The 12,092-nt window shown below is 31.3% G+C and carries 10 protein-coding genes; 2 read left to right on the top strand and 8 right to left on the bottom strand.

Features of this window, described 5'->3' with window-relative positions; all coding sequences use genetic code 11:
* Positions 1–7 precede the first annotated feature (7 nt).
* The 6 genes from L1S49_RS05010 to L1S49_RS05035 form a co-directional block, all read right to left on the bottom strand.
* Positions 8–838, bottom strand: a complete 831-nt coding sequence (locus tag L1S49_RS05010; RefSeq protein WP_238902816.1) for a MerR family transcriptional regulator — start codon at positions 836–838, stop codon at positions 8–10.
* A gap of 299 nt (positions 839–1,137) precedes the next feature.
* Positions 1,138–2,580, bottom strand: a complete 1,443-nt coding sequence (locus L1S49_RS05015) for a family 1 glycosylhydrolase (RefSeq protein ID WP_238902817.1) — start codon at positions 2,578–2,580, stop codon at positions 1,138–1,140.
* A gap of 13 nt (positions 2,581–2,593) precedes the next feature.
* A complete protein-coding gene (locus L1S49_RS05020; protein ID WP_238902818.1) occupies positions 2,594–4,426 on the bottom strand; it encodes a beta-glucoside-specific PTS transporter subunit IIABC in 1,833 nt (610 codons plus the stop codon).
* Between the two features lie 133 nt (positions 4,427–4,559).
* Complete coding sequence (locus tag L1S49_RS05025; protein ID WP_238902819.1) at positions 4,560–5,411, bottom strand: PRD domain-containing protein; 852 nt, start codon at positions 5,409–5,411, stop codon at positions 4,560–4,562.
* Positions 5,412–5,634: 223 nt separating this feature from the next.
* Positions 5,635–5,838, bottom strand: coding sequence for a hypothetical protein (locus tag L1S49_RS05030; protein WP_238902820.1), 204 nt, complete (start codon positions 5,836–5,838; stop codon positions 5,635–5,637).
* Between the two features lie 40 nt (positions 5,839–5,878).
* The gene (locus tag L1S49_RS05035; protein WP_238902821.1) at positions 5,879–6,292 is read right to left on the bottom strand and encodes a hypothetical protein; all 414 of its coding nucleotides are present in this window, start codon (positions 6,290–6,292) and stop codon (positions 5,879–5,881) included.
* A gap of 532 nt (positions 6,293–6,824) precedes the next feature.
* Here L1S49_RS05035 and L1S49_RS05040 point away from each other — a divergent pair.
* Both L1S49_RS05040 and L1S49_RS05045 read left to right on the top strand, forming a co-directional pair.
* Positions 6,825–7,052, top strand: a complete 228-nt coding sequence (locus L1S49_RS05040) for a DUF1659 domain-containing protein (RefSeq protein ID WP_238902822.1) — start codon at positions 6,825–6,827, stop codon at positions 7,050–7,052.
* Positions 7,053–7,087: 35 nt separating this feature from the next.
* Positions 7,088–7,312 (top strand): DUF2922 domain-containing protein, encoded by a 225-nt coding sequence (locus L1S49_RS05045; protein WP_238902823.1) that lies wholly within the window; start codon positions 7,088–7,090, stop codon positions 7,310–7,312.
* A 54-nt stretch (positions 7,313–7,366) separates the two neighbouring features.
* On the opposite strand, the gene L1S49_RS05050 is transcribed toward L1S49_RS05045, so the two are convergent.
* Positions 7,367–8,059 (bottom strand): aspartate/glutamate racemase family protein, encoded by a 693-nt coding sequence (locus L1S49_RS05050; RefSeq protein WP_238902824.1) that lies wholly within the window; start codon positions 8,057–8,059, stop codon positions 7,367–7,369.
* A 299-nt stretch (positions 8,060–8,358) separates the two neighbouring features.
* Positions 8,359–11,883, bottom strand: a complete 3,525-nt coding sequence (gene nifJ / locus L1S49_RS05055) for a pyruvate:ferredoxin (flavodoxin) oxidoreductase (protein ID WP_238902825.1) — start codon at positions 11,881–11,883, stop codon at positions 8,359–8,361.
* Between the last annotated feature and the right edge of the window lie 209 nt (positions 11,884–12,092).

Below are 12,092 nucleotides of genomic sequence, written 5' to 3' on the forward strand. Positions count from 1 at the left end.
GAGTCAATTACTTTATCAAACGTTTTTCTACAGGAATCATAATTTCAATATAACGACACAGCTTGCTATTTTCATGAACACGCACCAATATACTTCCCACAATATCACCACTAATACTAAAATCGGATTTATTAACATACTCTATAGCAGGTTCAATCATCTTAAGAGAGAGTTCATCCTTTTCCCCTGCATTAATAATGGTGCTCACGCATAACTGTGGTGGAATAGTCTTAACAGAGTCATCTATTGGCAGCCCAAGAGCAGGAACATATCTAGCATCCACTATAAATGACCAAAAATCATGGTCGATGGTGTGAAAATTTGATAAATGTTCCAATGGAATATGTAAAGCCGAATCTATAAACGGGTATTTTTTCATCCAAGCAGCATATAGAGTGTTTCTATAATCAAAATCAAGATATTGACTTCCATTACGCTCAGTACAGACCATATATTTACGTTCTGGCTGCTTGCAGAACCAAAAGTTTCCTTGATTAAGCGCAACAGTTTCTAATTTCCTTCTATAGTTTTCAAGATATTCTATCTTCATAGTATTATATTGAATTTCTTGTGTTAAATTTAATTCCTTAGATTCAATCCTTTTTATTAAAAAATTAAGATTTTCCTCATACATCAAGCGTGAAATTTCCTTAACAGAGAAACCCATACTTCTATATTTCATACATTCTGCCAAGTAAAAGATGTCCCATGGTTCGTAATGACGATATTTACTATCTTTTATTCTTGAAGGCCTAACAATATTTTGCTGTTCGTAAAAACGAATAGTTTCTACTGGTAAATCCAATAATTTTGATACTTCTCCAATCTTTAAACTCATATTTACCTCCTAAACCCTAAAGTTACTAAAGAGTTTTTAATGATACTATGTTAATCTTTCTAACTTATACATCTGTATAATATCACACTTTTCATATATACAATCACGTTTTTGAATATGGTGTTTTCTTTATATTGCAAAATCTTAAAAGACACTTAGCAATTAATATACTAAGTGTCTTTTAAGATTTCTTTAACCATAATGAATTAATATTTGTAGAAGAATACCTGCTGGACTTGATCTATCTATCGTTCCAGCAGATATATTTATTCAAACTTCTTCATCTTTTTAACAGACTACTATTCTAAATCTTCACCATTGCTAGTAATAACCTTCTTATACCAATAAAATGAATCTTTTCTTTTACGTTCTAAAGAACCACTACCTTCACTATCTCTATCAACATATATGAAACCATATCTTTTCTTCATTTCACCTGTTGATGCACTAACAACATCTATACATGACCACATAGTATATGCAATTAAATCCACACCATCTTCAATAGCTTCTCCCATTTGTTCAATGTGTTTTCTTAAATATTCCACTCTATATACATCATGAATACTTCCATCTTCTTCAACTTTATCATCTGCACCTAGTCCATTTTCAACAACCATAATTGGTATATGATATCGATCATAAACTTCATTTAAGAAATATCTTAACCCTTTAGCATCAATCGTCCATCCCCAGTCACTTGTTTCTAAGTATGGATTTTTAAGTCCCATACTCATATTTCCTCCAGTTAACTGATATTCTGGATTTTCACTTGCACAATAAGTTGCATAATATGAAAATGAATAGAAATCAACTTTTCCCATAATTAAAGTTTCTTCATCTTCAGGTTCCACTTCTATTTTTATGTTATTCTCTTTAAAATACCTCTTTGAGAAATATGGATATTGACCAAAAACCTGTACATCTCCACATAAATAATTATCTATTTGCATCTTTTTCTGAGCATAAATAATATCATCAGGTGAACATGTTCTTGGATAATATACCATTCCACCAAGCATACATCCAACTTTATTATTAGAATCTATTTTATGTGCTAACGAAACAGCTTTTGCACTTGCTATTAGTTGGTGATGTAACGCTTGATAATTTTTTGAAATATCATCAAATTTCATTGTTGAAAAGTTAATTTCAAACTCTTCCTTTACAGCACCAGCAAAATAAAGTCCAACAGGCTGAGTCATAAAATTAATTTCATTAAATGTTAACCAATACTTTACTAAACCCTTATATTCACTAAAAATGACATCACAGTAATTAACATAAAAATCAACTAATTTACGATTACTCCACCCTTCATATTTTTCTACTAAATTAAGTGGTATATCATTATGATAAATAGTTACAAGAGGTTCTATATTGTATTTTCTACATTCTTTAAATACATTACGATAAAATTCTACTCCTGCTCTATTAGGTTCTTTATCATCGCCATTTGGGAAAATTCTAGCCCAACTAATGGACATACGATAAATTTTGAATCCCATTTCTGCTAATAAAGAAATATCTTCTTTATATCTATGATACATATCTACACCATCATGATTAGGATAGTATTCATTTTGCTCAATATTTCTTGTAAACTTTCTAGCCTTAGTGTGACTTCCTGCCGTTACATGGTCAAAAAGAGTTGGTCCTTTTCCATCAATATTCCAAGCACCTTCCCCTTGTTTAGAAGACGTCGCTCCACCCCACATAAAATTTTTTGGAAACTTTCCCATACAAACACGCTCCTTAAATTAATAATGATAAAAGTTCATCTTTTGCATTAACTTTTTTATCTGTAACTGATACTACATCTAAATAATCTTTTGAATTTGTTACAATAACTGGAGTCTTTGTTGAATATCCTTCTGAGTGAATTTTATCCAATTCAAATGTAACAAGTAAATCTCCAGCTTTAACTTTATCACCTTGTTTTACATAAGATTCAAAGTATTTTCCTTCAAGTTTAACTGTATCTACTCCTATATGAATTAATACTTCGCAACCATTATCAGAAACTATTCCAATTGCGTGTTTTGTTGGAAATAGAGTCATTATTGTTCCATTACAAGGAGCAACTACTTTACCTTCAGTAGGTTCAATAGCAACTCCATTACCTAATAAACCTTGAGAAAAAGCATCATCTTCAATATCTGATAAAGGAATTACATTACCTTTCATAGGTGATAATAGAGTTTCTTTTTTTATTTGTTTACTGTCTACCTCTTTTGTATTATCCTTATCGTTTTGTTCATCGTCTTTAAATAATACAATAGAACCTATAAATCCTAATACAAGTGCTAAAACCGAAACAGCTATTGCCAAAATTAATGAGTTTATTGAATCTTCTGGATTTATATATCCAGGTATCTTGAAAATACCCATTCCTGGAATTGTATATATTTTTAATCCTAGGACTCCAACTACCCCTCCTGCAATTCCAGCTGCTACGCAAGAAACAATAAAATGCTTAATTCTTGGTAAAGTAACCCCATAAATAGCTGGTTCAGTTACTCCAAACAGCCCTGAAATCCAAGCTGGTAAAGCAATTTCTTTTAATTTCTTATTTTTAGTCTTTAACCAAATTGCCATTACAACACCAGTTTGTGCGAAACTAGCAACTCCTAAAGCAGCATAACTTGGATCTGGTACACCACCTAGAACATTCATGTAAATGGTAACTATAAATATTGAATGAATTCCGAATATAACCATAACTTGATATAGACTTCCGATTACTAAACCTGAGACAATAGGACTAATGCCATATATAGATATTAATGTACTTGAAAGTAGTGTTGCAAGATAATTTGCTGCAGGCCCTATAACCATATATCCAAGAGGAAGTGTGATTAATAAGACTAACATCGGTGTTACGAAATTTTTAATCACAGTTGGAACTACTTTATTAAAGAATCTTTCTAGTGGAGCAGCCAATGCAACTAACACTATTGCTGGTAAAACAGTTGAAGTATAGGTTGCTTTAAAAGCCATTCCAAAAATAACTAAGTCTGCGCCATTTATCTTTGGATAACAAAGAAATGCACCAATTGTTAACCCTAAAAAGATACTTAACCCCAATTTTTTTGCAGTTGTATAACCAACCATTATAGGGATGAAAAAGAACATAGCATCTCCAACAGCATTTAATAATATATATAATCCGTTATCCGCTGTCAATATTCCTGAAGTTGATAGTATTGCTAATATACCTTTAATCATACCAGATGCAACTAAAACACTGCTTAGGGGAACAAAAATGCCACTAAGAATATCAAAGAATTTTTCTTTTAAAGTCATCTTTTTCTTTTCTTTATTATCAGCATTAACATCTATATTAGCAACTTTGCAAACTTCCTTAAATACTTCTGGAACATGATTTCCAATAACTACTTGATATTGTCCAGTAGATTTCATAACTGTAACAACACCGTCCATATTCTTCAATACATCATCTTTCGCTTTAGATTCGTCCTTTAATGTAAAACGTAAACGTGTAACACAATGTACTAATCCTAAAATATTTTCTTTTCCACCAACATTTTTCACAATTTCTTTAGCTAGTTGTTCATATTTACCCAATTTTTTTACCTCCTATTTTATAAATAAATTGAACTTAGATAATCTCATTCATTTTTATAGAAGGTTTAGCCAACTTAATGTTACTATCCTACATCGTATATCTTTAATATATCATTGCTATATTTAAAGTATATTATTTTATAGTTGAATCTTTATTTTTATATATAACTCGTTCTATATGTATAGTCAAATATAGTTTTTCTTCATTTGACAAAACATACTGGTATTTTCTTAATAAAAATTCACTAATTGTTTCTACACACTCAAAGGATGATTTATAAGTACTTTTAATTGTTTGAAATAACTTGTTATCGTTTCCATCATCATAAGTTTCACCTTTAATTAGACGTTGAGCAAAAAACTTCAAATGCGTTATAAATCTATAGTGGTAAACAGAATTTGTATTAAATTCAACACTAAAATGATACTTAACAATATTAGAAATTTCCTGCATAATTTTTGTTATTTGATATATATTATGAATATTTTCATCCATTTCAGAATTAACTATGTGCAGTGCTATAAATCCTGCCTCATCATCTGGAAGACGTACCTTGAACTGTTCTTCTATAAAGTCTAAAGCTTTTAATCCAATTTTGAATTCTTCTTCATAGAACCTTTTTATATCCCATAACATTGCATTTTTAAAATCTAAACCATCTAAAAATCGCTTAATTGCAACATGAATATGATCGCTTAAAGATAATATAATATTTTCATTTAACTTATCACCAAGTTGTAGTTTTGCATAATCAATAATTTTATCAGCTATTTGAACATATTCCATTGGAAGATTCATTACTAATTGTTGAAAGTTATCATTGATACTAGAATTAGATAATTTATAAATGCGATTTATATTTTCCATTGATATTGAATCTCCAACATGCTTTTTAAAAGCTATACCTTTTCCTGAAACAACACATTCATTTCCTTCATTACTAACAACAATGAAATTATTGTTTAAAATCTTTTCAATCTTCATAAATCCTTCCTCCAAATAAAAAACCTATTTATAAGTATGCAAAAAAATTCACAAATCTTATAAATAGGTTTAGCTCACTTTTTTAAAAATGATTACTATCCTCTGATAAATATACAATGACATTATTTTTCAATAGGTTTAGCTCATAAAATATGATTACTATCCTTTGATAAATATATTGTAGCACGCTTTTTCTCGAAATGCAATCGTTATAAAAATATTTTTAAAACTCTTCTTTCTGATTACCATTCTCTTCTTTTATATATTTGTAATAGCACCTTATAGCTTTTTCTACTATATCACTAGATTTCACATTAACATCTGGATGAATTAATCTAAGTTCACTAATCATTCTTGCAGTAGATTCATTTACAACAAAGTTTTTTCTTATTCTCGCCTCTTTACCATTATTACTTATACTATTCATTAACACCTCTCCTCCCCATAAATTCTCTATTATTTTCTTATTAAAATCCACCTTGTTCTATTATATATTCATGATAATATCTTATAGCACTATCTATTATTACGTTTAATCTTATATTTACATTTGGATGTAAGAACTTAAGCTCATTTAACATTTGTGCAGTTGATTCCCTGACACTAAAAGTCTTTCTAATTAAAAACTCCTCATCCTCTAAAACAGCCACCCTACTTTTCATTCTATTATCACTATTTATATTTAAATTCTCTTCATTAAGAACATTATTAATCCCCATGTTTATCAAACTTTCATCTAAGTGAAATTCCTTTACTACTTTTTCATCAGGTACTTCCCCATCTGTCCACTTAGATCCTTTAGGATACTCTTCTTTTTTAGGTGTAAGCTCTTCTATATTTTCATTTGCATTATTTTTATATTGTTTTTTATTTTTCTTCATCATTTTTCCCCTATAAACTCTTTTTTAATAATATTCTATTCATACCACTGCTCCGCTGTTCCTCTTTTTTAATGCTCCTATTTTTCACCATTCCACTTTTCCTATGTTCCAGCATCCCAATGTGCCACTTTTGCACTGCTCTTATGCTCCACTTTTGAAATTTTCCTATGCTTCTGCAGTCCGCCTTGCCGCTTTTCCAATGTTCTTATGTTTCACTTTTCAAATGCTCCACTTTTCCGATGCTCCTGCGCATTTACGCACCTATGCACTGTAGAAGCTTCTTCTCAAGCTTCATAAAATTCCTTTTAACTTCTGCCCTGTAGGAGATTCCGTAGGAATTCTCCATTAGATTCCTTTATTTACTTTATATCAATTCTTCAGATAATAATTTTAATATAATTAAATTTACTATATTTTCCATATAAGTAATAATATAAAATACTACTTTTTTCATCAATAATAGTCACCTTTTATACTTTCATTACATATTGTATAGAGTAGCAAAATATTAAACGAAAGGAGCGATAGCGCTATGTCTATAATAAGAGACCTAAAGACAAAGTCTTTAATTGTGGAAATACAGTCAGGTGTTGATAAAAATGGGCTTCCTACTTTTAAGAAAAAGTCTTTTTCTAATATAAGACTTGATGCAACAGATGCAGATATTCATGCCCTTGCTAAAGCTATATCTAAGGTATTAGCCCCTGAAACTGGAGATTATCTATTAGATGAACTCTCCATTTTATCAGATGCTGAATAGCATGAATTTTATTATAAAGGAAGGAGGTGAAAAATATGCAGTACTCCTTAAGTTTGACTTTTGTCACTGAAAGTGGCGATAAGTCTAATATAACTATTGCAGATGTTAGAAGTGATCTAAGCAATGACGAGGTAACTGAATTAGTTAAATCGATACTAGAGCTCAATGTTTTTACTAGTAAAAACGGATCCTTAGTATCTTTTTATGCAGCGAAATTAACGGAGAAGAATTCTCGTGATTTTGATGTTCAGTTATCCTAAAAATTTAGGGTTCAGCATTTTGCTGAACCCTTCTTTCACAGACGATTTTAAATTTTAATATTCTATCGCAAGCATTGCAGCTTTAGTTGCATGGATTTGTGTCGTATCAAATACAGGCAATAGCGTGTCTTCTTGTCCAATAAGTAAACCAATTTCTGTACATCCAAGTATGACACCTTGAGCTCCATCTTCTTTTAACTTATCTATGATTCTAATATATTCTGATTTAGATTTTTCCGATATAATTCCCAAGCATAGTTCATCATAAATTATATTATTTACTATTTCAACATCGCTATCATTTGGAATTAAAACTTCTATTCCCTTTTCTATCAACTTATCTTTATAAAAATCCTGTGTCATAGTATATTTAGTACCAAGTAACGCAACCTTATATATATTATTTTCTATAAGCTTTTCAGCAGTAGCTTCAGCAATATGTATAATAGGAATTTGTATCTCTTTTTGTATATTAGGTGCTACCTTGTGCATTGTGTTTGTACAAATAACAATGAAATCTGCTCCAGCTTGTTCAAGTTTCTTTGCGGATCCACCTAATATTTCAGCACTTTTATCCCAATCTCCATTGGATTGGCACTCTTCAATCTCTTGAAAATCTACACTATATAGGACAACTTTAGCTGAATGTAGTCCTCCAAGCTGTTTTTTTACAACCTCATTTATTATTTGATAATATGTTACAGTGCTTTCCCAACTCATTCCGCCTATTAATCCTATTGTCTTCATAAAAATCTCTACTCCTTGTCTAACTATTAAATAATATAATTACTATAAATTTATTATTTGTATATTTAATTAAAAGTACTATTTTTTATTATAACAAATTATTATTCTTACCCATATACTATTATTATAATTAAAATCATATATATTTCTCACTGTCACCATCTAACTAAAATTAGCCCCAGTGAAGCAACATCATTAAGTTAAGAAACTTAATAATGTTGCTAACTGGGACTTTTTCAATACCTTTAGATATCAATAATCAAATATAAGTGTTCTTATATGCTACCTTATAAATGTTTTTATTGTGCTGCAAGTTTTTTATATTTCTCATATTTTTCTCTTGCATATTTCTCTGCCGTTTCAAATAGTTCTTCCGCTGCTTCTGGGAAAGTTCTTTGAAGTGAGGAATAACGTGCTTCTCCTAATAAAAACTCTTTAAAGTTTCCTTTAGGTTCTTTTGAATCTAAAACAAATGGATTTTCTCCTTTATCTTTAAGCACTGGATTGTGTCTGTATAAGTGCCAATATCCTGCTTCAACTGCACGTTTTTGTTCTAGCTGAGAAGTGCTCATTCCGCCTTTTAGTCCATGACTTATACATGGAGCATAAGCTATTATAAGTGCTGGGCCTGGATAGTTTTCTGCTTCCTCAACTGCTTTTAAAAATTGACTTTGATTTGCTCCCATTGCAACTTGAGCTACATACACATGTCCATAACTCATTGCAATCATTCCTAAATCCTTTTTCTGAATCCTTTTACCTGAGGCTGCAAATTGAGCAACTGCACCTAAAGGAGTTGCTTTAGATGATTGTCCTCCTGTGTTTGAGTAAACCTCTGTATCAAGTACAATTACATTAACATCTTCTCCAGAAGATAAAACATGGTCAAGTCCACCAAAACCTATATCATATGCCCAGCCATCTCCGCCATACATCCACATAGATTTTTTAACTAAATGTTCCCTATTATTAAGGACTTCATCCACCAATTCTTTTAATTCCCCATCTATTTTTAAATTCTCTAAAGATGATATAAGCTTTCCGCTTAAGAGCTTTGAGGTTTTTCCGTTATTATAGTTGTCGATCCATTCCTTTATTGCTTTTTTTACTAGATTATCTTCAGTAAAATCAAAAATCTTTTCAAGCTTTGATTTCAAATTCTCTCGCTGTTGTTTAACTGCTAAACACATTCCAAGACTGAATTCTGCATTATTTTCAAATAGTGAGTTTGACCAAGCCGGTCCATGTCCATCACTATTGGTTGTATATGGTACACATGGAGCTGCTGCCCCCCAAGCTTGTAGACAACCTGTTGCACTAGCAAGATACATTCTATCTCCATATAATTGTGTTATTACTTTTGCATAAGGAGTTTCTCCACATCCTGCGCATGCCCCTGAGAATTCAAGCAGCGGCTTCTCAAACTGACTTCCTTTAACTGTATTAATATTAGAAGGATTCTCTTTTTTAGAAAGTGATAGTCCATAATACCAGTTATCCATTTCTTGCTTCTGAGTTTCAGCTGGCTCCATCTTAAGAGCTTTTCCTTTAGCTGGACAAGTTTCTGCGCAAACTCCACAACCTGTACAATCTAATACATCAACTTGTATTCTATAGTTAAGATTCTCAAAACCTTTTCCAACAGCTTTTTTAAGTTTAAAACCTTCTGGTGCACTTTTTGTTTCTTCTTCATTCGCTAGGAATGGTCTTATGGATGCATGTGGACAAACAAAGGAACATTGATTACATTGTATACAATTATCTATATTCCAAACAGGAACATCAACTGCTATTCCTCTCTTTTCATAAGCTGATGTACCAAGAGGAACTGTGCCATCTTCCCTTCCTGAAAATATACTTACAGGTAACTTATCTCCTTCTTGCGCATTTATTGGTATAAGGATATTTTTTATATAGTCTGGTAGTCCTGTGGTTTCAGCTTTTTCTTCTTTTATAGCATTCCCCCAAGAGGATGGTATTTTAATTTCTACTAATCCCTCTACCCCTTTATCAACAGCGGCATAATTCATATTAAGAATCTTATCACCCTTTTTACTATAGCTTTTATATATCATTTTTTTCATATGTGCTACTGCATCTTCTATAGGTATTATATTTGCAAGTTTAAAGAAAGCAGCTTGAAGCACAGTATTTATTCTATTTCCAAGACCTATTTCTTTAGCTATACCTGTTGCATCTATTGTATAAAACTTAATATTATGATCATAGATATACTTTTTCATTGCTTTTGGTAGACGTTCCTCTAGCTCTTCCTTATTCCATCTGCAATTTAATAAAAATGTCTTCCCATCTTTTAAGTCTGAAACTATATCATAATTATCTATATAGGATGCTTTATGACATGCAACAAAGTCTGCTTTTTTCACAAGATAACTAGAGCGTATAGGTTCTTTTCCAAAACGAAGATGAGATTGAGTTACTCCACCAGACTTTTTAGAATCGTATGAAAAATATGCTTGAGCATACATATCGGTATAGTCACCTATTATTTTTATTGAATTTTTATTTGCACCTACCGTCCCATCAGAGCCCAGTCCCCAGAACTTACAACTTATAGTTCCTTTAGGTACTACATCTAATTCTTCGCCTATTTCTAAAGAAAGATTTGTTACGTCATCAACTATTCCGATTGTAAAGTTATTTTTAGGAGTTTCTTTTTTAAGATTTTCAAAAACAGAAACAATTTGTGCTGGTGTTGTATCCTTTGAGGAAAGACCGTAACGTCCAGCATATAACTTCGGTCTTTTATCATTATTTATATAGCTTGCACAAACATCTTCATATAGAGGTTCAGCCACTGCACCTGGTTCTTTTGTTCTATCTAAAACCGCTATTGCTTTAACAGTTTCTGGAACCACTTTTAGGAAATGTGTAACAGAAAATGGTCTATAAAGATGTACCTGAACAAGTCCAACTTTTTCACCTTTACTATTTAAGTAATCTATAGTTTCTTCTATTGGTCCACATACTGACCCCATAGCTATTATTATACGCTCTGCATCAGGTGCTCCATAGTAGTTAAATAACCTATAATTCCTTCCTGTAATCTTGTTTATTTCATTCATATAATTTTCTACAATAGTCGGAATCTCATTATAGAATTTATTACTTGCTTCACGTGCTTGAAAGAATATATCTGGATTTTGCACTGTACTACGCTGTACAGGCCTTTCAGGATTTAAAGAATTTTTCCTAAATTCTTTAAGTGCATTTTTATCTACAAGCTTAGCTAAATCATCATATTCTAAACATTCTATTTTTTGAATTTCATGAGATGTTCTAAATCCATCAAAAAAGTGTAAAAAAGGAACACGTCCTTTTATTGCACTAAGATGTGCTACTCCTGATAAATCCATAACTTCTTGTACACTTGAGGTGGATAACATTCCAAATCCTGTTTGTCTACATGCCATAACATCTGAATGATCACCAAAAATTGAGAGAGCATGTGTCCCAACTGTTCGAGATGTTACATGCAGTACTGCGGGCTTTAATTGACCTGCTATTCTATACATAGTAGGAAGCATCAAAAGCAATCCCTGTGAAGCTGTATATGAGGTTGTTAAAGCACCTGCTTCTAATGAACCATGAACTGCTCCTACAGCTCCTGCCTCTGATTGCATCTCTACCAATCTTACTCTTTGTCCAAAAATATTCTTTTTACCCTTTGCTGACCACTCATCTATATGTTCAGCCATAGGTGATGATGGGGTAATTGGATAGATAGCAGCTACTTCTGTAAATGCATAGGACACGTAAGCTGCAGCCTCATTTCCATCCATAGTTTTTATAACTTTAGACATTAATTACTCCTCCATAATTTTCATGATTTAATTATAAGACTTAAATTAAGTTCCTTATTTTATAGAGAAATTTAGATTAAATCTTATACCAATATTAGTATATCATTATAAATGAAAACGTTATATTGTTTTGCCCCATTTTAAAGCTATGGCTAAACACTTTATAATATTGTTATCAAAAGTATATATAATGCTATTAAATCAACTAT

The organism is Clostridium sp. YIM B02506, assembly GCF_022324845.1.
In the GTDB taxonomy this organism is placed as follows: domain Bacteria; phylum Bacillota; class Clostridia; order Clostridiales; family Clostridiaceae; genus Clostridium_T; species Clostridium_T intestinale.

What these genes read in the sequence shown, in the direction of transcription:
- L1S49_RS05030 (WP_238902820.1), bottom strand. Translation starts at nt 5,838, where the DNA reads ATGAATAGTATAAGTAATAATGGTAAAGAGGCGAGAATAAGAAAAAAC.
- L1S49_RS05040 (WP_238902822.1), top strand. Translation starts at nt 6,825, where the DNA reads ATGTCTATAATAAGAGACCTAAAGACAAAGTCTTTAATTGTGGAAATA.
- L1S49_RS05015 (WP_238902817.1), bottom strand. Translation starts at nt 2,580, where the DNA reads ATGGGAAAGTTTCCAAAAAATTTTATGTGGGGTGGAGCGACGTCTTCT.
- nifJ (WP_238902825.1), bottom strand. Translation starts at nt 11,883, where the DNA reads ATGTCTAAAGTTATAAAAACTATGGATGGAAATGAGGCTGCAGCTTAC.
- L1S49_RS05035 (WP_238902821.1), bottom strand. Translation starts at nt 6,292, where the DNA reads ATGAAGAAAAATAAAAAACAATATAAAAATAATGCAAATGAAAATATA.
- L1S49_RS05045 (WP_238902823.1), top strand. Translation starts at nt 7,088, where the DNA reads ATGCAGTACTCCTTAAGTTTGACTTTTGTCACTGAAAGTGGCGATAAG.
- L1S49_RS05010 (WP_238902816.1), bottom strand. Translation starts at nt 838, where the DNA reads ATGAGTTTAAAGATTGGAGAAGTATCAAAATTATTGGATTTACCAGTA.
- L1S49_RS05025 (WP_238902819.1), bottom strand. Translation starts at nt 5,411, where the DNA reads ATGAAGATTGAAAAGATTTTAAACAATAATTTCATTGTTGTTAGTAAT.
- L1S49_RS05050 (WP_238902824.1), bottom strand. Translation starts at nt 8,059, where the DNA reads ATGAAGACAATAGGATTAATAGGCGGAATGAGTTGGGAAAGCACTGTA.